This is a genomic window from Mycolicibacter longobardus, from assembly GCF_002102265.1.
Lineage (GTDB): Bacteria > Actinomycetota > Actinomycetes > Mycobacteriales > Mycobacteriaceae > Mycobacterium > Mycobacterium longobardum.
In genome coordinates, this window is sequence record NZ_LQPG01000030.1 from 63,023 (window position 1) to 85,607 (window position 22,585).

The window sequence follows — 22,585 nt, forward strand, 5'->3', positions numbered from 1 at the left end:
CGGCTCACCCATCGCCAGGTCCGCACCGTCCGCCGTCGGGCGGCGGTTGCACATCCGGCCGCCCGTTCGGCTGGCCGCTCTGCCAGGTCGCCCACTTACCCACCGAGTACGGTCCGGGCTGGCCCGCCATCTCGTAGAAGCCTTGTGGATCATAGATTTTCGCCTCCGGATATGGCCAGGGGCAGGCGACCGTCCGGGACAGGTGCGCCATCTTGACCAGGGCGAAGGTGCCGCCGTAGCAGAAGTAGCCGAGGTTTATCAGCACCAGCATCACCGCGAACATGCCCAGGGTCGGCCGGCCGGCGAAGATCTTCGCCCGCTGCGCCAATTTCTCGGCCACGGTGCGGCCGGTGTCGTCCCGGTACAACAACACTCCGGCGGGAACCATGACGAAGTTGACCGCCAGAATCTCGACGATCAACGGGAACTGGTGCGTCTGGCCGGCGAAGAGCGACCCGATCGGCACCTGGGAGTAGATGTACATCCCGGTCTGGACCAGGGTTATCTCCAACGCCGCGTCCAGCAACATCCCGAACGGGAGGATGCAGATCGCCAGGCTGATCAGCGGGTGGCGCCACACGAATGAGTCGACGGGTCGCCGGGCCTGAATCCGGCGCAGCAGCCAGATGCCCGGGAAGTAGGGCAACAGGTAGAACATGATGTAGCCGAGCACCACAAACGGCTCGACGGTCGGCGAGAGGGAGACCAGCGGCCAGTCCTCGGGCAGGTGATGCAACTCCGGGTTGTAAACCGCGAACGGCCCCCAGTTCATGATCGGGTCCTGCCAGACGATCAACGTCGTGACAATCCCCATCAACAACACCGGGTGATACGGATGCCGACGCCACACCACCACGTAGGTGACCGTGATGAGAACCATCACCACGACGGTGAATGCCTCCAGCAGTCCCAGCCAGTGTTCATAGCCGAACAACACCGGCACCGGTCGCGGCGACCCCGTGACCGCGGCGTTGCGGACCCGGTCAGACCCCAGACCCGTGCGGGCATTGGCGAGAAAGAAGACGAGCACGCCGATCGCAACGGCGACCCATGCCCATACCCACGGCGATCCTCGTTTCGATTCGGCGGCAAGTGTGGCGTGGGTCTGCTCGACCTCTGCTGCGGTCATCAATCATTCCTCTACGCAGGAACCTAAGATTTGTTCAGATCATAGCGCGTGGCGAGTCACACCGTCAATCGCCTACCGGCCATGGCTCGCAAGGGATACATCATTGCAAGTCAGGGCGGCCGCACAGGCGGCGAACATCGATTCGTTGACCAGATATCTGTTCCAAAGTAGAGTCCGCCACCATCGTGCCCGATGACGTGAGGCAGTCGCAGATGATCGATTTCACCGGACAGGTCGCCATTGTCACCGGAGCGGGCCGAGGCCTGGGCCGGCTCTACGCGATCGAACTCGCCCGGCGGGGCGCCTCGGTGGTCGTCAACGACCTCGGCGGATCGATGCACGGCGAAGGGTCGGACACCAAGGTCGCCGATCTGGTCGTCGAGGAGATCACCGACGGCGGCGGAAAGGCGGTGGCATCCTACGATTCGGTCGACAACCCTGCCGGCGGCCAGGCCATTGTCGACGCTGCGTTGGAGCGCTTCGGCCGGATCGATGCGGTGGTCAGCAACGCCGGCATTTTCAACAGCATTCCCTTTGAGGAGCTGTCCGCCGACGACTGGCGACACATGCTGCGGGTGCACCTGGACGGCGCCTTCTATCTGAGCCAGCCCGCGTACCGCATCATGAAAAGTCAGGGCTATGGCCGGTTCGTCTTCATCTCGTCGTCGGGCGGGATGTTCGGGCAGCCGCTGGAAGCCCACTACGCCGCGGCCAAGGCCGGTCTCGTCGGCCTGTCGAACGTGCTCGCGATCGAGGGCCAACCCCACGGCATCCATTCCAATACCGTTCTGCCGTTTGGATTTTCACGCATGGTGACCGAGACCGTCGGCGACCCGAGAGCCCTCCAGGAGACGGGCTTCCTCAAGGCGATTCGGCCGGAGTTGGTGGTGCCGATGGTGGTATACCTCGCCAGCCGTTCCTGCGACCTCACCCATCAGAACTACTCCGCCTGCGCCGGCCGGTTCGCACGTGTCTTCGTCGGCCTGGGCCGGGGTTGGCTCGCCGGATCCGACGAGGTTCCCACTGCCGACGACATCGCCACGCACCTGGCAGCGGTCTCCGCAGCCGAGCCGTTCACGGTGCCCGCCTCCATCTTCGACGAGGTGTTCGGCGTCTGCGAACGAGTCGGCATCGCCATCTGATGCGTCATCCGGTGACGACGGGTAACCGCGCCCACCCGCGCACACTGGCGGTGTGCGCGCGTTGGGCGCCGGCGTAGTCGACTTCCCAGTCGGGCCACCGCTTCAGGACCTCCTCGAAGGCCACCCGGGCTTCCAACCGGGCCAGCGCCGACCCGAGGCAGAAGTGCACCCCCTTGCCGAAGCTGAGGTGGCCGCCCTCGCGGTGAATGTCGAAGCGGTCCGGGTCGCGGAAATGCCGGGGATCACGGTTGGCGGAACCGTTGAGCAGCAACATGAACGACCCTTGCGGAACCAGGCGGCCGTAGTGCTCGGCGTCGTGCGCGACGTAGCGGGCCTGCACCGGCGACGGGGGCTCGTAGCGCAGCGTCTCTTCAACCGCACTCGGGATCAGGGCAGCATCGCGGGCGAGCTCGCGACGTTGATCCGGATGATCCGAGAGCAGTTGCGCCATGAAACCGATCAGCCGGGCCGTTGTCTCATTCCCGGCGCCGGCGATCATTGCGGTATATGCGAGAACCTCGGTGCGCGACAACGGACGTCGGGTGCCGTCGGGCTCGTCGATCTCCGCCCGCAACAGGTCGGTCATCAGGTCGTCCGAGGGATGGCCGGCCCGCCACTCGATGTACTCGGCGAACATGACCATGGTGTCGGCGAATATCTTCTGACTGATGTCGCCGGGTTCGCGCCCGTCGGCCATCTCGATGAGCGAGCCGTTGCGGTCCCGGATCGCCTCTTGGTCCTTCTCCGGGATGCCGAGCAGATACCCGATCGTCCGCATCGGCATCACCGCCCCGAGGTCGGCGATGAAATCGAAGCCACCGGCACCGACGAGCGGATCCAACTCCTTGACGCAGAACTCCCGGACCAGAGGTTCTACGGCCAGCATTCGGCGCGGGGTGAAGACCCGCGAGAGCAGGCTGCGGTGCAGATCGTGCAGTGGGGGGTCCTCGAACAGCAGGATTCCCGGCGGCACCTCAAGGTTGTTGAACAAGATGTCCGCGGTGGTCCCGCGGCCGGAGCGGTAGGTGTCCCAGTTCGGCAGTTCGCGTGCCACGTCCTCGTACCGGCTCAGTGCATAGAAGTTGTACTTCTCGTTGTAGTACAACGGCGATTCTTCGCGCATGCGCTTCCACACCGGATACGGGTCGTCGTCGATATCGCGGTCGAACGGGTCGTAGTACAAGTCGATCGCGCTGGCGCCGGTCATGTGTCACGTCCCTTCGGCGGAGATGAACTGGGTGAACTAGTGGTTGCGGTGCAGGAAGCCGTGCAGGCTCGCCTGGGTGAGTTCCTCGACGATCACCTTTCGCGACGGCGGCCTGGAACCGAAGTAGGTCGAGCGCAGAGCCGCCATCCCGGCGATCATCGCCACGGTGGAGTGCGCAGGCAGGTTCGGGTGCGCCGACCCGATCGACCGCAGGTTCATGCCCTCCGCGCTGATCTGGCCGAGCAGCGTGATCGCCCGTCTGACATCGGCGATGCCGGCCTCGACCATCTCGTCCTCGCTGAGGGCGTCCGACGCCATGAGCGTCACCAGCAGACCCTGATGACGGACGAACACGTCATAGAGCCGGCCGACGAAATGCCGGGCCAGTTCTTCCTCGCCGGTCTGCTCCGGATCGAGCGACTGCCAAGTCTGGCCGAACTCATCGACGAAGCTGGTGAAGGGCTCGACGAGCGCCTCCCGGAACAGCATTGCCTTCGAACCGAAGTGGCGGAACAGCAGGGGCTCGGTGACCCCGGCCGCCTGGGCGATCTCACGCGTGGTGGTGCTGCGATAGTCCTGGCGGGCGAAGAGGTCTCGCGCCGCGTCGAGTAGGAGCCGACGCGGCTCGCCACGGGGCCGGCGGATCGCCGGCGCAGGCCGTTCGGCGTTGGGCACTGGCTGGGACAAGTTATCTCACTCCTGGAAATCACCCTGGACGGCTGACGCTTTTAGGATAGTGTCCACTATCTAGTTTAGATAGTATCCACTAGCTACAAGAGATGCCGAAGGAGGCGCGAACGTGGGCGCTGTCATCATGCTGGGCACGCTGTTCGGATTGATCGCCCTGGTGTTCGGTCTCGTACTGCGCTACGACCCCGAAGCCGGATGCACCCGGAACCAGGAGAGCCGGCCATGAACAACGGGCTGACTCCCCTGCTGACCGCCGGTATCGCCTTCGCCTACATCGGCGGCATCGGGTTCACCGCCGTCGGGGTATATCTGAGCGTTCGCCGGCGTCGGCTGCACCCACTGCTGCTGCTCTGCATCTCCGCCATCTCGTTCTCGTGGATCGAGGCTCCCTACGACTGGGCCATGTATGCGCAGTTCCCGCCGGCCTTGCCGCGCATGCCGTCGTGGTGGCCGTTGAACATGACGTGGGGCGGTCTGCCCTCGTCGGTGCCCATCGGCTACATCGCCTACTTCGTGTTGCCGGCGATCCTGGGCGCGGCGCTCGGGCGGTGGCTGTGCGCGAAATTCCGCTGGCGCAGGCCGCTCACGCTCCTGAGCGTGGGCCTTGTCGTCGGCTTCTGCTGGGCACTGATGTTCAACGCGTTCCTGGGCGCACGGCTGGGAATCTTCCACTACGGCTATGTGATTCCCGGCCTCGCACTGCGGGAGGGCACCAAGTTCCAGTATCCGATCTACGACTCGCTGGCCATGGGCGTGCAGATGATGGTCTTCACCTACCTGCTCGGCCGGACGGACTCGCAGGGACGAAACGTCATCGAGATGTGGGCCGACAAACGCTCGGCGAGTCGGCTGCAATCGTCGATCCTGTCCATCGTCGCGGTCATCGCCATCGGCAACGGGCTCTACGGCGCGGTCTTCGCTCCCCATCTCGCCACCAAACTCGGGGGTTGGGTGACCGCGGGACCCACTGAACCACTGTTCCCCGGCGTACCCAACCAGCCGCTGGTGGGTCGCTGACCCGCGAGCAGCCCGGCGCTCCGACCAACCAAATACTTGTCCCATTCCGCAACCGCCGGGAGCGATTCACCCGCTCCGGATCTCGATCTGTGCACGATCCGCGCCGTAAACAGCCGTTGACCGCTCCCAGATCGCGCGATAGGCTCCGCTCACTAAACCAAACATTGGGTCAGCGATGCCGGGTGATGGCGGCAGAACTGCCGCGGTTTGGGCGCCGGTTTGGTCCGCACGTCGATCGCCGGCCTCGCGTCCGATGGTGACTTTCGGGTCGCCGTCGTCGAGTAGAACGGGGAGGGTCCGCTTGACTGTCTCATCGGAGCGGGAAGTGGACGCCGACGACCGTGCGCCGGTTGCCGAAGTCGCAACGTGGATTCGGTCCTACGTCCGCTCGCATCCGCTGCAGTCATTGGGAACGGTGGGCGGTCAGACGACGCTGGGCCTACGCACCGTTCAGTATCTGTTCCTCGACCTGTTCACCGGACGCTTCGCGATATCGGAGTTCGTCAAGCAGGCGGCATTCATGGCGGGTACCGCCCTGTTGCCGACACTGCTGGTCACGATTCCGGTCGGGGTCACCCTGTCCATCCAGTTCGCCGTTCTGGCCGGGCAGGTCGGCGCCGAGTCCCTGTCGGGCGCCGCGAACGGACTGGTGGTGATTCGGCAAGGCGCTCCCCTGGTGGCCGCGATACTGCTCGCGGCAGCAGTCGGCTCGGCGGTGAGCGCGGACCTGGGCTCGCGAACCATGCGCGAAGAAATCGATGCGATGGAGGTGATGGGGGTTTCGGTGGTGCGCCGCTTGGTCGTTCCACGGTTCGCCGCGCTCATTCTGGTCGGCGTCGCGCTGACCGGGCTCGCGACGTGCGCCGGCTTCTTCGTCGGCTATCTGTTCAACGTCTACGTACAGAGCGGAACACCCGGATCCTTCGTCGCGACCTTCGCGTCGTTCGCGACCGTCGACGACCTGGTCCTGGCCCTGGCCAAGGCCATCGCGTTCGGAGCGATCGTCGCGGTGGTGGCCTGCCACAAAGGGCTGGACACCCGCGGCGGACCGGCCGGCGTTGCCAACTCGGTCAACGCCGCGGTGGTGGAATCGATCCTGCTGCTGATGATCGTCAACGTCGGAATGAGCCAGCTCTACCTGCTGCTCTTTCCCAAAGCGAGCCTGTAACCGCGATGACCGTAGCCGTCTACCGCCCGCGCGCGGTCCAGCAGTTCCTCCGGGGAATCGAGGTCGGCTGGCTGCCCATCGCCAAGGCCGGCCACATGCTGGACTTCATCTGCCAGGTGGTCTTCGCGGTCCCCGTCATGTTTGCTCGCTATCGACGGGAGTTCGTCCGCAACCTGTCCGACATCGCTTGGGGCAACGGAGCGCTCGTCGTGGGGGGCGGAACGATGGGAGTCTCCGTCGTACTGGGCATCACCGCCGGAGCACTGCTGGCGATCGAGGGCTACAACGCGCTGAACCTGTTGGGTCTGGGCCCGGCCACCGGTCTGCTGTCATCATGGGGCTCAACCCGCGAGCTGGTGCCCGTCATGATCGCGATCGCGTTCACCACCCAGGCCGGCTGCCGTTTCACCGCCCAACTGGGCGCCATGCGCATTGCCGAAGAGATCGACGCGATGGACGCCCTGGCGATCAAACCGATTCCGTACCTCGTGACAACCCGGGTCGCCGCCTCCGTTCTGGCCGCCATTCCGTTGTTCCTGGTGTGCCTGGCCGCGGCCTATCTGTCCGCGCAGGTTGTGGTCGGCATCATCGCCGATACCTCCGCGGGCACCTATGGGCACTACTTTTCGCTGTTCAGCAGCGGGCGTGATGTCTTCTACGCGACGATCAAGGGAGTCATCTTCATCTTCTTCGCCGCCGTAATTCAGTGCTACTACGGATACTTCGCCTCCGGCGGTCCGCAGGGCGTCGGTGTGGCCGCCGGCCACGCGATGCGGGCCACGATCACGGTGGTGATCATCTTGAACGCGCTGCTGACCATGGCGATGTGGGGCGTCAACGCCGGCGCGAGGTTCGGTGGCTGACCATGCCGAACTCCTTCGAACCCAATGACCGCGGCCCCTCCAACCCGCGGTTGTTCCTCAACGGGCTGGTTCTGCTGGCGATCGTGGCAGCGTCGGCGGCACTGATGATCGCGCAATCCCAAGGCGCCCTGCAACATTCCGTTCGGGTCAGCGCCTTGCTCACCAATGTCGGCGACGGCCTGCCGGTGAAATCCGACGTCAAGTTCCGGGGTGTCCTCGTGGGGTTCGTGTCAGCTGTCACCCCGGCGGCGGCCGGCCGCCCCAACATCGTGCGTCTCGACCTGCGCCCCGAACACGCTCCCGGCATTCCCGGCACCGTCACCGCCCGCGTGGTGCCGTCCAACGTCTTCGCGGTGTCGTCGGTACAGCTGGTCGACAACGGCGCACACTCGGCCCCGGTACGGTCCGGAGCCGTCATCAGCGAAGACCAGACCCTGCCGACCGTGCTCTTCCAGACAACTTTGAACAAGTTCCGCCAGGTGCTCGCGGCCATCGGTCGGGACGTCACCCCCGACAGCGTCGGATGGCTCACCGCGTTGGGCGACGCCACCAGCGGCCGCGGCGACCGGCTCCAGACCGCCGGCCGCGACCTGGACGAGATCGTCAACCAGCTCAACACAATTGTCACCGGCGACGAGATGGCCCCGTCAACGATGTCCGCACTCACCGCAGCCACCGCCGCGCTGGGCGAGGCCGCACCGGAGCTTCTCGACGCACTCGACGGCGCGGTCCAACCCATGCGCACTCTCGTCGAAAAGCGTTCAGAACTGACCAATCTGCTGTCCGTCGGCCTCGGCACCGCCGGAGTGCTCGGCGATGCCTTCGATCACAACACCGAACGGATGATCGACATCTCCACGAAGCTGACGCCCGTGCTGGGTGTGCTGAGCGATCACGCCGAAGTGCTGCACGCGATCTCAACCCGGCTGACGACGCTGGTCGGCCGGGTCATGGAGGTCGCATGGAACTACGACACCAATCAGCTGCAGGCCAAGGCCGTCATCTCCTTGAACCCGACCCGGTCCTATGTGCGCGCAGACTGCCCGCGCTACGGCGACATGGCCGGGCCCAGTTGCTTCACCGCTCCCGAGTTCCCGACGGCACCGGCGCTGACACCGTCGCTCGAATCTCGTGGGTTTCCACTGCCTCCGGATGCCAACGAGAACCGCCCCAACTTCGCCCCGCCGCGCGGCTCCGTGCTGCCGCCCGAGGCCGGTCCCCCCGCAGCGCCACCGGAGCCGGCCGCACCGGAGCCCGGCCCCCCGACACCGGCGCAGCCCCAGTCGGCCGTGATCGGCGGCAATGTCGGCCCCGTCGGCAGCCGCAGGGAGAAACAACAGCTGCAGATCATCATGGGCGATCAGGCCAGCAGCGCAGCCGAGGTCCTGTTGGCACCGGTGCTGCGCGGGACAACGGTGCGGTTGTCGACAGTTCGCGGCGGTGGCCGATGAGATACCGCAAGGCCCTGCTCGGATTGAGCTTGTTCCTGGTGGTCTCCACCACCGCCACGTGGCTGGTCTTCGTCACCCTGCGCCGCGAAGTCAGCGGCCCGACGAACACCTACCACGCCATGTTCACCGATGTGTCCGGTCTGCACAGCGGCGACGACGTGCGGACCGCCGGCGTTCGGGTGGGACGCGTCGACAGAGTCGAGTTGGACGGCACCCTCGCAAGGGTCACCTTCCGAGTGCCGAAAACCCATACACTCTACAACGACACCACCGCATCGGTGACGTATCAGAACATCATCGGCCAGCGATACCTCGGGCTCTTCCCCGGGACATCCGAATTCCACACCGTGTTGCCCGACCGCGGCAGCATCCCGGTCGAGCGCACCAAACCGTCGTTCGACATCTCGCATCTGCTCAATGGATTCGAGCCGCTGTTCACCTTGTTGAGCCCGCGCCAAGTGGACAACCTCACCGGCGGCATAATCGCGGCATTGCAAGGTGATTCGGCGTCGGTGGTGACCTTGATCAGTCAGACGTCGGCGCTGGCCGAGTCGCTGGCGGGGCCCGACCAGGTTCTCGGCGAGGTCATCGCCAATCTCGACGAGGTCACCGCCGTCTTGGCCGGACAGGACCGCGACCTGCAATCCGTCATCGACCACTCCCGCACCGCGTTGTCGACACTGGCGGCCCGCCGCGACGAGTTGCTGGCATCGACGGGCTCGATCACCCGGGCAACGGATCGGTTGTCGGTCCTGCTGGACGCCGTCTATCCCCAACTTGACGAATTCCTCACGCGTGAGCCCGGGTTCGTCGGGCATCTCACCGGCGAGGGACGGCAACGGTTCGCTCACTACGGCTCGAATCTGGTGCTGGTTCTCAAAGGCCTTGCCCGAGCCACCCAAAGCGGAAGCTACATCGACGGCTACATCTGCGATATCAACTCCACGGTGTTCGCGTTCTTGGGCCGGGTGATCCCCGGCACCGTCAAGCTCGCCTCACCGGGAAATGTCGTCCAACATTCACCGATCTGCAGTTAGGAAGGCGATGTCACTGCGGCCCAAGCGCCCGATCGAGGGATACAACACGATCTGGGTGGGAACCGTCTCGGTAGCGGTGCTGGCCGTCGTCATCCTTGCGATCGTCGGTATCGGCAAACTGTCCCTCGGGCGCGTCGGGTATCGGGCCGAGTTCGCCCAAGCCGCCCAACTCAGTCCCGGCGACCAGGTCACGGTAGCGGGAATCGAAGTCGGCACCGTGCGAGACGTCGCTCTCACCGGTGACCACGTAACGGTGAGATTCACCGTCGGTAACGGGGTGCGGGTCGGCGACGCGTCACGCGCAGCGATCAAGCTGACCACCCTGTTGGGGCGGCGCTACCTGGAGTTGTCCCCGGCCGGGGACGGTGAACTTCGTTCCCGCACCATCACTCTGGCCAACACGTCGGTCCCCTATAACCTCCAGGCGACGCTGGCCGACGCCACCACCACCTTCGAGCAGGTAGACGCCGACCGCATCGCCGAATCGATGGCCGAGTTGAGCAACGGCCTCGCCGGCGTGCCCGAGGCCCTGCCGGAGGCCTTGGCGAACGTCAAATCCCTGGCGGCGGTAGTCGCAACGCGACGCGATCAGATCGGGTCACTGCTGAAGAACGTGGACACCATCACCGGTGTCATCCGGGATCAGAAGGCCGACCTCGGCGCGCTGGTCATCCAGGGCCGAGACCTGCTCCAGACCGTCAACGCCCGGCAAGCATCGGTACACAGACTGCTGGTCGGCACCACGGCTCTGGTCGACACCTTGAAGACGATCTTCAACGACGAGCCCGCGATCAACGAACTGCTGGCCAACATGCAGCAGTTCGCGGAGATGGCCGCCACGCACGACGCACTGATCCGCAACACGCTGCAGGTGATGCCGGTGGCGTTCCGCAATCTGGCCAACGCCAGCGGCAGCAGCACCGCCCTCGATATCAATCTGCCGGCCGGGGTGCTCATCGATTCGTGGATGTGTGCGCTCAGTGGACGCGGAAAGCAGTTCGGGCTGGCGCAGTACTTCACCAATTGCAAACCCGCGGGGGACCCCTTCCCGGGGTGGCCACCACCGGATCCCGCGAGGCTACCCGGATGAGCCGCCCAGTCGCTCGCACCAGGTCGATCGCCGTCGGGCTGGCCATCGTCGCGTTCGCCGGTGGCCTGCTCTGGTACTTGGTATCCGGCGAACGGCACCGGACTCTGACCGTCACGGCCCAGTTCGAAGAAGCCGTCGGGCTCTACGAGGGCAACGCGGTATCGGTGCTGGGGATGCCGGTCGGGAAGGTCACCGAGATCACGCCCAAGGACAGCTACGTCCAGGTGAAGCTCGTCATCGACAAGAACATCGACATCCCCGCCGATGTTCAGGCGGTCACCGTCGCCACATCCATCCTGACCGATCGGCACGTCGAACTGACCCCCCCGTACGGCGGCGGCCCCAAGCTGCGCGACGGCGATGTCATAGGTCTGCCCCGCACCAGGACCCCGGTCGAGTTCGATCGGACACTGGCCATGGCCGACAAGCTGTCTCGCGCCCTGGGCGGAGACGGCGAGGGCCGCGGCCCACTCGCCAACCTGATAGGAATCGGCGCCAGGATCTCATCCGGCAGCGGACCCGACATCAAGTCCGCGCTCGACCAACTCTCCCAGGCTTTACGCCTCAGCTCCGACAACGGCGCCGCCACCGGAAAGACCATTGCGTCGATCGCTGCCGGTCTCGCCGACCTGACCCAGGCGGCCGCGGACAACGACACCGCGATAAGGGAATTCGGGTCGAACATCCGCGCGCTGAGCGATCTCATTGCCGCCGAGAACCTCGGCGCCGGCACTACCGGAGCCAAGGCCAACCAGATCCTCGACCAGGCGACCGCGTTGCTGGAGAAGAATCGCGACACGCTCAAGCGCACCGTCGGCGATTTCGGTGGCCTCACGACAACTCTCACTGAGAACCGCCGCCAGGTCGAAGAGATCCTCGACGTTCTGCCGCTGGTGGGCACCAACATCTACAACGCCGTCGATCCCAGCGGTCACACGCTGCGAATCCATCCCACGCTCGACAAACTCATGCTCAACGGCCAGATGGCCAAGGAGATCTGCAATCTCGCCGGGATCAAAGACCTGGGCTGCGCTACCGGGACCGTCGCCGACAACGCACCCGAGTTCGGCACCACCTTCTTCGTGGAGGGCATGACGGGGCTACTGGAACGCATGGCGGGAGCGGCAAAATGATGCGACCTCGAGGAATCCCCGCGGTTCGACGCGCCCTCCGATCGGCGGTCACAGCCGGAGTGGCCCTGACCCTGGCCGGCTGCTCGGCCGGTCTGGCAGGCGTTCCACTGCCCGCGCCGGGGCGCATCGACGGGGACCTCACTCTGACGGCCGTGTTCACCAATGCGCTGAACCTTCCGCTGAAGGCCAAGGTCAAGCTCAACGGCGCCGACATCGGCGAAGTCGAATCCATTCGTACCCAGGATTTCTCAGCACACGTGACGATGAAGGTCAGCGTCACCGCGCCGCTGTACACCGACACCATCGCCGAGTTGCGCTCGGCGACCCCGCTCGGCGACATCTTCATCGCCGTGCGGCGCGGACCTGATGCGGCCGCCGACGCCGCGCGGCTCCGCGATGGCGACACCATCGGATTGGACCACACGACTTCCGCCGCGACCATCGAAGACGTGCTCAGCTCGGCCGCGCTCTTGGTGAACGGCGGTGCGATCCGCCACCTGGTCTCAACGGTCAACGGGGCCGGCACTGCAATCGGCGGGCGAGGCGAGAAAGTCGCCGCCCTGCTGCACAACTCCAACACGCTGCTGTCGCGGCTGAACGACCGCTCGACGCAGATCGACAACGCGCTGCGCAGCACCTCCGACCTCGCCGCCACCCTGTCGGCCCGTCGCGACACCCTCAACGCGGTTCTCGCGGCGGCCGCGCCGGCAACGCAGACCCTGGCCGACAATGCCACCAACGTCGCCGACATGGTCTCCGCCGCGGGCCGGATCACCGGCCAGATCAACCGCTTTCCGTCGATGCAGGGCACCGACACACGCAGCACCATCAGCGATCTCAACCGGCTGTCGGACGTCTTCAACCAGATCGCAACGGATCCCGGCCTCAATCTGAACATCTGGAATCGGATGATCACCGGGATCACCCATATCACCAGCGGACCCGACATTCACGCCGTCGGAATCGTCACACAGCTGGCGATCGGCGCGCTGCCCGACAAGAACTATCCCGGCGATCCCGGCATACACGGTCCGGACGGCACCGACTGGCATGCCATGATCGGCAGCCTCCGATACGAGTGGAACCTGTTGTTGAGCCGCATATACGGGCCCGAGCATCAGCCCCGATGATGAACAGCACCCTGCCCCTACTGAACACGCCGGCGCGACTGCTGGTGGATTCGGCCAAGGCGTGCGCGCGCAATCGCGTCGCAGTCTCGGTGGCGGGCATAGTCGTCACCCTGATCGCCGTCCTGATCTATATCGTCGGCGGAACACTGGGCATCAGCCCGTTCCGCTCCACCATCGCCGTACAGGTACACCTGCGCGAGTCCGGGGGCCTGCTGCCCAATCAGGACGTCACGCTGCGCGGCGTCCGGGTCGGCAGAGTCGACGCGGTACAGCTCGGTGACACCGGTGTAGTCGCCTCGATCAAGATCGACAGCCGGAAACGGGTGCCGCAGAACAGCCGCGTCCGGGTTTCGGCGCTGTCAGCGGCCGGCGAACAGTACCTGGATTTCCAGCCCGATCAACCCGGCGGACCCGCCCTCACCAACGGCGCCGTCATCCACGAGGACCAGACCGCGGTGCCGGTGTCGCTGGCGCAACTGCTGGCCAACGCCAACGGACTGCTGGCTCAAGTGGATCCGCAGAAGCTGTCCGCGATCACCAACGAGCTTCGGGTATCGAATCAGGGGCCGGCCAAGCTCGCGGCCCTGCTCGACGGCGGAGCCTTCCTCATCTCGACCCTCGACTCGGTGCTTCCTGAAACGGTGAGCGTCCTGCGCACCAGCCGGACCGTCCTTACCACCCTCGTCGACACCAATCCCGGAATGATTCGCACGTCACAGAACCTCAACGGCATCATGCGCGGCGCCCGGGCCATGGATGGTGGATTTCGCCTGCTGGCCGATCGCGGCGATCGTCCATTCACCCTGCTGGACAAAATCATCGAAGACAACTCCGACACGATGGTCCAGCTGCTGGGCAATCTCGTCACGACCGCACAACTGTCGTCGGCGCGGCTTCCCGCCCTGAACGAGATCGTCAACTCCGATCGCGGCGGCTCGGCGGTGGAGGCGTTGAGCAGCGTAGTGCGCGACGGGGCCGTCTGGGTGATCGCGGATCTGTATCCCCGGTACAGCTGCGACTATGGGCTGCCGCCACTGCCGCCGGCCATACCGAACTATCCCGAGCCCTACCTCTACACCTACTGCCACAACCCCGACCCCGCCGTACTGATCCGCGGTGCCCGCAACGCACCGCGGCCGCCCGGGGACGACACGGCAGGCCCACCGCCGGGCTATGACCCGGTAGCCCAGACCGACCCGGTCCCACCCGACCCCCGCACCCTGCTCACCCCGTTCGGCGGGGTGCCGATGGACGTGCAGCTGCCGCCGGATCCACCGAGCTGACGAAAGAGGCCCCATGGCAACTCAACTCATCGACGATGAACCCGCGGCCGATAACGGCGCACCGCCGGAGACCGGGCCCCGGCGACGCCGTACCGCGCTCGCGGCCGGCATATCCGTTGCGGTACTGCTGGGGTTGGTTTTCCTGGGCTGGCAATACAAGCAGCACGTGGACGTCGCCAAGGCCGGTAGGGCAGCTCTGGACTCAGCACAGAGCTACGCCGCCACGCTGACGAGCATCGACGCCAACAGCGTCGATGACAACTTCGCGAAGGTCGTCGACGGCGCCACCGGAGAGTTCAAGGACATGTACAGCCAGTCCGCGACCCAGCTGCGTCAGGTTCTGATCGACAACAAGGCGATGAGCCGAGGAATCGTCGTGGACTCTGCGGTCAAGTCGGCGGCCAAGAACAAGGTCGAGGTCCTGCTCTTCGTCGACCAGTCGATCACCAACGCGGTCAACCCGGCGGCCCGACTCGATCGCAGCCGTGTCGCCATGAACATGGAACTGGTCGACGGCCGGTGGCTGGCCAGTCGTGTCGAGCTGAAATAGTGTTCTCCCCAAGGCGAACCGCGACCGTTCTGGTGCTGCTCCTGCTGAGCAGCACCGTCGTGACGGGCGTTGCCCGGGCCGAACCCGCCCCAGCGGCGATCTCCGGCACCAGCCCCGACGGGCTGGGAACCTGGAGCGTGCAGTACCAGCGCCTCCACCCCGGCCAGGCGCAGGCGGCAGAGGTCATCAACGACCAGATCGACGCCGCGGCGATGCGCGAAGTCACTCAGGCAACCTGGGATGGATCGACACGGCGACCATGGACGTTCGACGCGACCGGAACCATCAATGTCCGGGCCGCCACGGTGTCCGAGGTGTTCCGCGGGACCTACAACACCGCCGAGCCGCACATGCCCATGCACACGGTCGGCAGCATCGTCTGCGACGCTGCCAGCGGGGTGATCATCACCTGGGACAACCTCTTCCACGACAAGACCGCGGGCCTACAGCGCCTCGGCGATCAGCTTGAGGCGACCCTGGCCGCGCAGGCGTCGCCCACGCAGGTGCGCGACTGGAAGCGCGCAGGCAAGTTCGCGCCGGTCGATATCAACTTCAAGAGCTGGATCCCCACGCGCGAGGGTGTTCAGTTGCACTTTCCCGAACTCCAGTTCGGGCCCGGGCATACCGTCGTAGCCGTCCCATGGGCCGCGGTGCGCGAGCAGATCGTTCCCGAATTCCTTTCGATCACAGAATGATCCTCGATTGTCCAGATCCACGTGCTGTCTCAACCGCCCAGTTCGGCGGTCATTTCTGGTAGCGTCTAACCAAATGTTCGGTCCGTGAATGTGGCATGTCATTCCGACTGATCGCGAAAGCAGTGGAGGTGCGGTGGGGCGTCCAAAGCCGGCCGGAACGGTAGCTTTCGCAAACGGCGACGGCGGCTACGAAGATCGGACACGCCGCACCGAGATTCTCCAGACGGCGGCCACATTGATCGCCTCATCGGGCTTGCGGACCTCACTGCAGGAGATCGCCGACGCCGTCGGAATCCTGCCCGGGAGCCTGTACCACCATTTCGATTCGAAAGAAGCCATCCTCGTCGAACTTCTCCGGCGCTACCACGCCGAGCTGAAACGCATCGGAGACCAAGCGCACGGCCGGTTGGACAGCTTGGGTTCCCAACCGATCTCCGACGCGATCGAGGAACTGGGGTCGGCGATCGCGCGGTGCGCCGTGGCGCACCGCGCCGCCTTGCAGATGTCGTTCTACGAGGCGCCCAGCGCGAACCCCGAACTGGTCACGCTGCTGCAGAATCCGCCGACCGAGGCGCAGCACGCCATGCTCGAAACGCTGCGGGCCGGTCGGTGGAGCGGCTACATCCGGCCCGATATCGACCTGCAGACACTGGCCGACCGGACGTGCCAGTCGATGATGCACGTCGGACTGGACGTCATCCGGCATAAGTGGTCGGCAGAGCGGACGGCGACGACACTGTGCCGCATCATCTTGCGAGGGTTGGCGGTTCGTCCGTACCGCGACGAGGAGTTGGACAGCTCTGCCGCCTTCGCGGCCGCCGAGGCCGCAATCAGTACCTGGGGTGACGAACGCGCCGTGGAGACCGACGACAAGGCGGCCCACATCCGCGCCGTGGCCCGCACCGAGTTCGGAAGCAGAGGCTACGAGGTCACCACCATCCGCGACATCGCCTCCGCCGCGGGCATGGGGACCGGCACGGTCTACCGGTTGATCGGTTCGAAAGACGAACTCCTGGCCTCGATCATGGCCTCGTTCGGCACCAAAGCCAGCGGCGGATTCGCCTCGGTACTGCGTGCGAACGCGACACCGGTGGAGAAACTCGATGCCCTGAGTTGGATCAACATCAACGCCTTGGATCAGTTCCCGGCCGAATGGAAGATCCAGCTCGCCTGGATGCGTCAGTCCCCGCCCGATACGCCCAACCCCGGCCTGGCGTTCACCACGCGACTGCGTCAACTCAAGGCGCTGCTGGCCGGAGGGGTCAGGTCGGGTCACATCCAGACCGATGCTCCGTCCATGGGCATGCTGTCGCGATGCGTGATGGGCCTGCTGTGGATGCCGGAGAACATCGTGCGCGCCCAGGGAACCCGTGCCGCACTGCTCCTGGCCCGCGACACCCTGGTCCGTGGGGCGGTCGTGCGCAATCCGACGGGTTAGCGCTCAGATCGCGCACCGCGGCAACGTCATCGGCAGATCCAGCGAGCTCAGCAGACCGGGCGCGGCACCGACCACGTAGGGCACCGCGTTGACGACGCGCATCGCGGTCGCCGTCATCGCGCCCCGGCCGGCGCCGTGGCCTTCGGCGTCACCCAGCGTCATCGCGCAGTGGATGTCCGGGTCACCGTCGATGTCCACCCGGTAGGTGGCGTCGCAGTCGGAGGTCATCCAGTCCGGTGCCACGTCACGGGCCATCCGGATGATGTGCTGGACCACGATGGCCTCCCGGCCGTCGACCACGCCGGCCGCGCGGGTGCACACCGCGCCACAGGTCCCGGCGGGGATGGTTCCGAAGGCGACCTCGATGTCGCGGTGGGTCACCCGCCGGTCAAGCGAGCCCCGAATCTCCTGCACCTGGGCTCCCAGTCCCTGCGCCATCAGCTGAATCGGTGCGCCCCAGGCCATCTCGATGAAGCCCGGGGTGCTCAGCATCGGCTCGAAGTCCAACGGCCGGCCGAACCCCATCCCATCCATCATCACGTCGGCCACCGGGTAGTGGTCATTGAGCGCGATCTCGGTCACCGTCACGGCCCTGATCGTCTTGGACTGGGTGGCCAGCAGCAGCGCCAGCTGATCGGAGCCGAACCCGGGGAAGACTCCGGACACATAGAACGACGCGGCACCTGCTTTGGCCGCCGACTCCAGCTGCCGGCGCCACTCCGGGTGGAAGTAGCTCGGCGGGTGGACCAGGCTGGTCGAAGACGTCGAGACGACATTGATCCCGGCTTCCAGCAGCCGCAGATAGTCGGGCACGGCACCGGCGTCGCGTTCGGGCCCGCTCGCGGCGTACACGACGCAGTCCGGCCGCAGACCGATCAGCGCGTCGGCGTCATCGGTCGCCGCGAGCCCGAGTGCGGATCCGCCGGCGAGTTCACCGGCGTCACGGCCCACCTTCTCCGCCGAATGCACCCAGACGCCTACGAGTTCCATATCGGGCCGGCGCCGGATCGCGTCTATCGCGATGGATCCGACACCGCCGGTCGACCAGACGACGACCCGGGTCTTCGGACTCATGCTTTCCCTTCATTTCCTCGCACGACCGCTTCGGCGGCGTGTTCCAGATACGGCCAGGCCAGCGCGGGGGGCAGCCCGCCGCACAGCGGCAGCAGCGGCAGGCTGCGCCCGGATCGCAGCTGCACCACCGCCTCAGCAGGCGTGAAGATGCGGTAAGGGCCAGGGGTTTTCCGCAGTTCCGCCACGCTGGCGGCTCGCGAGATACTCGCCACCGTCGCATCACCATGCCGGTACGCCGCGGCGGTCACCGCATCGTGCAGCAGGTACGGCCCGAGTTCATGCCAGGCCTTGTCCACGTCGTCGGTGACGAACACGGCCGTCGGCGCACCGGCGTCGGGGAACTGGCACGGCCCGGGCTCCCGACCGTGGGCGCGGCACTGCGACTCGTAAAGGTCTTTCAGGCCAGGGGGGTTCGCCTGGGCAAGGAATCCCAGCCCGTGGCGGGCGGCCCGCCGGGCTGCTGCCGCGCTGCCGCCGGCAACCATGATGTGCGGTCCGCCCGGTGTCACGCAGGGGGGCGTTACGTGGATACGACGGCCCTGATACTCAACCGGCTCGCCTCGCAACAGCTGCAGCAGCAGGGACAGCTTGTCGTCGGCCAGCCGTCCGCGCTCACGGATATCGATGCCGAAGTGTTCGTACTCTTCGCCGCGGTGCCCGAGCCCGAAGGCGTAGGCGACACGGCCGTTGCTGAGGATGTCGAGCACGCACATCTCTTCGGCCAGCCGCACCGGATCCCAGAACGGCAGGACCACTGCGGCGAGCATGATCATCAACGTCTCGGTTCGGGCGGCGATCGCCGCGGCCAGCAGCAGCGGCGACGGCAGGTGCCCGTCCTTGGCGCCATGGTGCTCGGACAGCACGGCGGCGACCGCACCGCGCGTCTGCGCCCAGGCGCACATCTCGATCGCCGCGGCGTAGAGCTCGCCGGTGGGCGCCCCCGACGCGGGCGCCCGCATGTCGAAGCGCAGCGTGAACATCTGGCAGCTCCTTCGGGAATCCGCCCGATTATAACCTAATATTTGTTCCTGCGCGGCACATTCCTCCGATCGCAAGGCGGCGGCGGCAGGGTAGCGTCGAATCCATGGCTCGCATCGTGATCATCGGTGGCCACGGCAAGGTCGCCCTGCTACTCTCCCCCGTCCTCGCCGCCCGCGGCGAACAGATCAGGTCGGTGTTCCGCAACCCCGACCATGCCGAGGAGGTCGCGGTGACCGGGGCGGTGCCCGTGGTCGCCGACATCGAGCGGCTCGACACCGACGGGCTGGCCCGACTGTTGACCGAGACCGACGCGGTGGTGTTCTCCGCCGGCGCCGGCGGCGGCAACCCGGCACGCACCTACGCCGTCGACCGCGACGCGGCCATCCGCACCGTGGACGCCGCAACCACGGCCGGCGTCCGGCGGTTCGTGATGGTGTCCTACTTCGGAGCCGGCCCCGACCACGGTGTCCCTGAAGATGATCCGTTCTTTCCGTACGCGCAGGCCAAAGCTGCCGCCGACGCGCACCTCCGAGCCACCGACCTTGATTGGACGGTGTTGGGTCCGAGCCGGCTGACCGCCGAACCGGCGACCGGCCGGATCGCCGTGGGTCCGGAGACCCGCAAGGGCTCCGTTTCCCGGGCCAACGTCGCACAGGTGATCGCGGCCTGCCTGTCCGACGACTCGACTATCGGCCGCACCATCGAATTCAACGACGGTGAGACGCTCATCCCGGAGGCACTGGCGGCCGTTCAGCCGGGGTAATGTCGATCACGCAACTGGTTTGCCGTTGTCGCCGCGAGGTGGCCTCGGCATCGAGCGCACCGTGGTCTACGTAGTTTTCCGCGGCGCGCGAGAGGGAACCCGGTGAGAATCCGGGACTGTCCCGCAGCGGTATGCAGGAACGACCGCCGTCAAAAGCACTGGTCACGGGTTCGCCCACCGACTGGGAAGCGACGGCCACTAGGAGCACCTCGGTGCGCGCCTGCGAGTCCGAATACCTGCCTGTTGTGCCGGGTGCGCCGCACTCGGCGGATCAACGCCTCGCGGAATGGGCGTCTGGTTTTGAGGGTTATAGTGCTTTAAATTGCACGGGACCGGATCAGCTGGGCGACCGCTGGCGTTGACCCACCCTCGCCAATTGAAGGATCAATCGTGACCGCTCAACCCTTTTCCGCCACCGTCCTCGGCTCACCTCGTATCGGACCGCGCCGCGAGCTCAAGCGCGTCACCGAAAGCTACTGGGCCGGCCGCATCGACCAGGACGAACTGAAGAAGGTCGCCGCCGGCCTGCGCCGCGACACCTGGGCGCAACTTGCCGCCGCCGGACTGGACTCGGTGCCGGTGAACACGTTCTCCTATTACGACCAGATGCTCGACACCGCGGTGCTGCTGGGTGCTCTTCCGGCCCGGGTGGCCGGTGTCGCCGACGAGTTGGACCGCTACTTTGCCGCGGCGCGCGGCAACGCCGAGATCGCCCCGCTGGAGATGACGAAGTGGTTCGACACCAACTACCACTACATCGTTCCGGAGATCGGTCCCGACACGAAGTTCACGCTGAACCCGGCCAAGGTGCTTTCCGAGCTCGCCGAAGCCAGGGAACAGGGCTTCGGCGGAAAAGTGGCCCGGCCGGTGATCATCGGTCCGGTCACCTTCCTGCTGCTCAGCAAGGCCGTCGACGGTGCGGCGGCACCGATCTCGCGCCTCGATGAGCTGACCGACGTCTACGCCGAGCTGCTCGGCAAGCTGGCCGATGCCGGCGCCGAGTGGGTGCAGATCGACGAGCCGGTGCTGGTGACCGACATCTCCGCGGACGCCCCCGCCCTGGCCGAGCAGGTGTACAACCGCCTCGGCGGGCTGCACAACCGGCCGTCGATCTTCGTGGCCACCTACTTCGGTGACCCCGGCGCTGGGCTGGCGGCCCTGGCTCGCACGCCGGTCGAGGCCATCGGAGTCGACCTGGTCTACGGCCCCGACACCGCCATCGCCACTGTTCCTGAGCTGGCGTCCAAGACCCTGGTCGCGGGCGTCGTCGACGGCCGCAACATCTGGCGCACCGACCTGCAGGCCGCACTGGCCAAGCTGGCGACCCTGTTGGGAAGTGCGGCGAATGTCGCTGTGTCTACGTCGTGCTCGACGCTGCACGTGCCCTACTCTCTGGAGCCCGAGACCGGCCTGGATGACGCGCTGCGCAGCTGGCTGGCGTTCGGCGCCGAGAAGGTGACCGAGGTGGTCACCCTGGCACGTGCGCTGCGCGAGGGACGGGAAGCCGTGGCCGAGGAGATCGAAGCGTCCAACGCCGCGGTCGCGTCCCGCAAGTCCGACCCGCGGCTGAACAACGCCGCGCTGCGCGCACAGATCGCTGAGATCAGGGTGTCCGGCGTCCAGCGCGGTTCGGCCGAGGCGCGCCGAGCCGCCCAGGAGGAGCGGCTGCACCTGCCGCCGCTGCCGACCACCACCATCGGCTCGTTCCCGCAGACCGTGGAGATCCGCAAGGCGCGCGCGGCGTTGGTGGCCGGGGAGATCGACGAGGCCGAGTACACCAACCGGATGAAGGCCGAAGTCGCCGCCGTCATCAAGCTGCAGGAGGAGCTCGGCCTGGACGTGCTGGTGCACGGCGAACCGGAACGCAACGACATGGTGCAGTACTTCGCCGAGCAGCTGGAGGGCTTCTTCGCGACCAGCAACGGCTGGGTGCAGTCCTACGGCAGTCGTTGTGTGCGCCCGCCGGTGCTGTTCGGCGACGTGACGCGACCCAAGCCGATGACGACTGCCTGGGCGACCTACGCCCAATCGCTGACCGACAAGCCGGTCAAGGGCATGCTCACCGGTCCGGTCACCATCCTGGCCTGGTCGTTCGTCCGCGACGACCAGCCGCTGGCCGACACCGCCTACCAGGTGGCGCTGGCGATCCGCGAGGAGACGGTGGATCTGGAGGCCGCCGGCATCGCGGTGATCCAGGTGGACGAGCCCGCCCTGCGCGAGCTGTTGCCGGTGCGCGACGCCGACAAGGCGGCCTATCTGGATTGGGCGGTCGGGGCGTTCCGGATGTCCACCTCGGGGGTCTCCGACGCGACGCAGATCCACACTCACCTGTGCTACTCGGAGTTCGGCGAGGTGATCGGTGCGATCGCCGACCTGGACGCCGACGTCACCTCGATCGAGGCGGCGCGCTCGCACATGGAGGTGCTCGACGACCTCAACGCGATCGGTTTCTCCAACGGCGTCGGCCCGGGTGTCTACGACATCCATTCGCCGCGGGTGCCCAGCACCGACGAGATGGCGGCCTCGCTGCGCGAGGCCCTGGACGCCGTCCCGGCACAACGCCTCTGGGTCAACCCGGACTGCGGCCTGAAGACCCGTAAGCCCGACGAGGTGACCGCCTCGCTGGCCAACCTGGTGGCCGCCGCGAAGCAAGCCCGCGCCGGCGTGTAGCTATCCAGCGCGAGCAGACGCAGAATCGCACGCAAATCGCTTCCGCAGTGCGATTCTGCGTCTGCTCAGCATTC

20 protein-coding genes and 1 riboswitch are annotated in these 22,585 nt (G+C 66.3%); of the genes, 15 read left to right on the forward strand and 5 right to left on the reverse strand.

What is annotated here, in order from left to right; genetic code table 11:
- Window positions 1-4: 4 nt before the first annotated feature.
- Window positions 5-1,129 carry a spirocyclase AveC family protein gene (locus AWC16_RS16370; RefSeq protein WP_085265802.1) on the reverse strand — a complete coding sequence of 375 codons (1,125 nt, stop codon included), beginning with the start codon at window positions 1,127-1,129 and terminating at the stop codon, window positions 5-7.
- A gap of 212 nt (window positions 1,130-1,341) precedes the next feature.
- Here AWC16_RS16370 and AWC16_RS16375 point away from each other — a divergent pair, with 212 nt between their 5' ends.
- Window positions 1,342-2,271 (forward strand): SDR family NAD(P)-dependent oxidoreductase, encoded by a 930-nt coding sequence (locus AWC16_RS16375; RefSeq protein ID WP_085265803.1) that lies wholly within the window; start codon window positions 1,342-1,344, stop codon window positions 2,269-2,271.
- 4 nt (window positions 2,272-2,275) lie between these two features.
- Here AWC16_RS16375 and AWC16_RS16380 read toward each other — a convergent pair whose 3' ends face one another.
- Together AWC16_RS16380 and AWC16_RS16385 are read right to left on the reverse strand one after the other, a co-directional pair.
- Complete coding sequence (locus AWC16_RS16380; protein ID WP_085265804.1) at window positions 2,276-3,478, reverse strand: cytochrome P450; 1,203 nt, start codon at window positions 3,476-3,478, stop codon at window positions 2,276-2,278.
- A gap of 36 nt (window positions 3,479-3,514) precedes the next feature.
- Entirely contained in the window at window positions 3,515-4,165 is a 651-nt protein-coding gene (locus AWC16_RS16385) for a TetR/AcrR family transcriptional regulator (protein WP_085265805.1), read from the reverse strand.
- 225 nt (window positions 4,166-4,390) lie between these two features.
- Between AWC16_RS16385 and AWC16_RS16390 the strand changes: the two genes are divergently transcribed.
- The 12 genes from AWC16_RS16390 to AWC16_RS16445 all read left to right on the forward strand — a co-directional run bounded on the left by AWC16_RS16390 (window position 4,391) and on the right by AWC16_RS16445 (window position 17,023).
- Window positions 4,391-5,185, forward strand: a complete 795-nt coding sequence (locus AWC16_RS16390) for a spirocyclase AveC family protein (RefSeq protein WP_085265806.1) — start codon at window positions 4,391-4,393, stop codon at window positions 5,183-5,185.
- 301 nt (window positions 5,186-5,486) lie between these two features.
- Window positions 5,487-6,353 (forward strand): MlaE family ABC transporter permease, encoded by an 867-nt coding sequence (locus tag AWC16_RS16395; protein WP_276062005.1) that lies wholly within the window; start codon window positions 5,487-5,489, stop codon window positions 6,351-6,353.
- A 5-nt stretch (window positions 6,354-6,358) separates the two neighbouring features.
- Window positions 6,359-7,216: an ABC transporter permease gene (locus AWC16_RS16400; RefSeq protein WP_085265808.1), complete on the forward strand. Its 858-nt coding sequence runs from the start codon at window positions 6,359-6,361 to the stop codon at window positions 7,214-7,216.
- 2 nt (window positions 7,217-7,218) lie between these two features.
- Window positions 7,219-8,667, forward strand: coding sequence for an MlaD family protein (locus AWC16_RS16405; protein ID WP_085265809.1), 1,449 nt, complete (start codon window positions 7,219-7,221; stop codon window positions 8,665-8,667).
- On the forward strand, window positions 8,664-9,704 hold the full coding sequence (locus AWC16_RS16410) for an MCE family protein (RefSeq protein ID WP_085265810.1): 1,041 nt from the start codon (window positions 8,664-8,666) through the stop codon (window positions 9,702-9,704). The genes AWC16_RS16405 and AWC16_RS16410 overlap by 4 nt, the downstream gene beginning before the upstream one ends.
- Window positions 9,705-9,711: 7 nt before the next feature.
- Complete coding sequence (locus tag AWC16_RS16415) at window positions 9,712-10,794, forward strand: MCE family protein (protein ID WP_085265811.1); 1,083 nt, start codon at window positions 9,712-9,714, stop codon at window positions 10,792-10,794.
- Window positions 10,791-11,927 (forward strand): MlaD family protein, encoded by a 1,137-nt coding sequence (locus AWC16_RS16420; protein ID WP_085265890.1) that lies wholly within the window; start codon window positions 10,791-10,793, stop codon window positions 11,925-11,927. Before AWC16_RS16415 ends, AWC16_RS16420 begins: the two co-directional genes overlap by 4 nt.
- Before the next feature lie 59 nt (window positions 11,928-11,986).
- Window positions 11,987-13,057 (forward strand): MCE family protein, encoded by a 1,071-nt coding sequence (locus tag AWC16_RS16425; protein ID WP_234812308.1) that lies wholly within the window; start codon window positions 11,987-11,989, stop codon window positions 13,055-13,057.
- Window positions 13,054-14,340: an MlaD family protein gene (locus AWC16_RS16430; protein WP_085265813.1), complete on the forward strand. Its 1,287-nt coding sequence runs from the start codon at window positions 13,054-13,056 to the stop codon at window positions 14,338-14,340. The genes AWC16_RS16425 and AWC16_RS16430 overlap by 4 nt, the downstream gene beginning before the upstream one ends.
- Window positions 14,341-14,353: 13 nt before the next feature.
- A complete protein-coding gene (locus tag AWC16_RS16435; protein ID WP_085265814.1) occupies window positions 14,354-14,890 on the forward strand; it encodes a hypothetical protein in 537 nt (178 codons plus the stop codon).
- A 32-nt stretch (window positions 14,891-14,922) separates the two neighbouring features.
- Window positions 14,923-15,585 carry an RsiV family protein gene (locus tag AWC16_RS16440; RefSeq protein WP_133055956.1) on the forward strand — a complete coding sequence of 221 codons (663 nt, stop codon included), beginning with the start codon at window positions 14,923-14,925 and terminating at the stop codon, window positions 15,583-15,585.
- Window positions 15,586-15,718: 133 nt separating this feature from the next.
- Entirely contained in the window at window positions 15,719-17,023 is a 1,305-nt protein-coding gene (locus tag AWC16_RS16445; RefSeq protein ID WP_409370629.1) for a TetR/AcrR family transcriptional regulator, read from the forward strand.
- 3 nt (window positions 17,024-17,026) lie between these two features.
- Here the strand turns inward: AWC16_RS16445 and AWC16_RS16450 are convergent, their stop codons facing one another.
- Both AWC16_RS16450 and AWC16_RS16455 read right to left on the reverse strand, forming a co-directional pair.
- Entirely contained in the window at window positions 17,027-18,097 is a 1,071-nt protein-coding gene (locus AWC16_RS16450; RefSeq protein ID WP_085265817.1) for an NAD(P)H-dependent amine dehydrogenase family protein, read from the reverse strand.
- On the reverse strand, window positions 18,094-19,077 hold the full coding sequence (locus tag AWC16_RS16455) for an LLM class flavin-dependent oxidoreductase (protein ID WP_085265818.1): 984 nt from the start codon (window positions 19,075-19,077) through the stop codon (window positions 18,094-18,096). The genes AWC16_RS16450 and AWC16_RS16455 overlap by 4 nt, the downstream gene beginning before the upstream one ends.
- 104 nt (window positions 19,078-19,181) lie before the next feature.
- Here AWC16_RS16455 and AWC16_RS16460 point away from each other — a divergent pair, with 104 nt between their 5' ends.
- Window positions 19,182-19,841 carry an SDR family oxidoreductase gene (locus AWC16_RS16460; RefSeq protein ID WP_085265819.1) on the forward strand — a complete coding sequence of 220 codons (660 nt, stop codon included), beginning with the start codon at window positions 19,182-19,184 and terminating at the stop codon, window positions 19,839-19,841.
- Window positions 19,842-19,885: 44 nt separating this feature from the next.
- Window positions 19,886-20,099: riboswitch (cobalamin riboswitch) on the forward strand.
- A 132-nt stretch (window positions 20,100-20,231) separates the two neighbouring features.
- The gene (gene metE / locus AWC16_RS16465) at window positions 20,232-22,511 is read left to right on the forward strand and encodes a 5-methyltetrahydropteroyltriglutamate--homocysteine S-methyltransferase (protein ID WP_085265820.1); all 2,280 of its coding nucleotides are present in this window, start codon (window positions 20,232-20,234) and stop codon (window positions 22,509-22,511) included.
- Window positions 22,512-22,585 lie beyond the last annotated feature (74 nt).

Bases quoted from the DNA above. Each gene is read 5' to 3' on its own strand.
- AWC16_RS16370 (WP_085265802.1), bottom strand. From the start codon at position 1,129: ATGACCGCAGCAGAGGTCGAGCAGACCCACGCCACACTTGCCGCCGAA.
- AWC16_RS16375 (WP_085265803.1), top strand. From the start codon at position 1,342: ATGATCGATTTCACCGGACAGGTCGCCATTGTCACCGGAGCGGGCCGA.
- AWC16_RS16380 (WP_085265804.1), bottom strand. From the start codon at position 3,478: ATGACCGGCGCCAGCGCGATCGACTTGTACTACGACCCGTTCGACCGC.
- AWC16_RS16390 (WP_085265806.1), top strand. From the start codon at position 4,391: ATGAACAACGGGCTGACTCCCCTGCTGACCGCCGGTATCGCCTTCGCC.
- AWC16_RS16400 (WP_085265808.1), top strand. From the start codon at position 6,359: ATGACCGTAGCCGTCTACCGCCCGCGCGCGGTCCAGCAGTTCCTCCGG.
- AWC16_RS16405 (WP_085265809.1), top strand. From the start codon at position 7,219: ATGCCGAACTCCTTCGAACCCAATGACCGCGGCCCCTCCAACCCGCGG.
- AWC16_RS16410 (WP_085265810.1), top strand. From the start codon at position 8,664: ATGAGATACCGCAAGGCCCTGCTCGGATTGAGCTTGTTCCTGGTGGTC.
- AWC16_RS16415 (WP_085265811.1), top strand. From the start codon at position 9,712: ATGTCACTGCGGCCCAAGCGCCCGATCGAGGGATACAACACGATCTGG.
- AWC16_RS16420 (WP_085265890.1), top strand. From the start codon at position 10,791: ATGAGCCGCCCAGTCGCTCGCACCAGGTCGATCGCCGTCGGGCTGGCC.
- AWC16_RS16430 (WP_085265813.1), top strand. From the start codon at position 13,054: ATGATGAACAGCACCCTGCCCCTACTGAACACGCCGGCGCGACTGCTG.
- AWC16_RS16435 (WP_085265814.1), top strand. From the start codon at position 14,354: ATGGCAACTCAACTCATCGACGATGAACCCGCGGCCGATAACGGCGCA.
- AWC16_RS16450 (WP_085265817.1), bottom strand. From the start codon at position 18,097: ATGAGTCCGAAGACCCGGGTCGTCGTCTGGTCGACCGGCGGTGTCGGA.
- AWC16_RS16455 (WP_085265818.1), bottom strand. From the start codon at position 19,077: ATGTTCACGCTGCGCTTCGACATGCGGGCGCCCGCGTCGGGGGCGCCC.
- AWC16_RS16460 (WP_085265819.1), top strand. From the start codon at position 19,182: ATGGCTCGCATCGTGATCATCGGTGGCCACGGCAAGGTCGCCCTGCTA.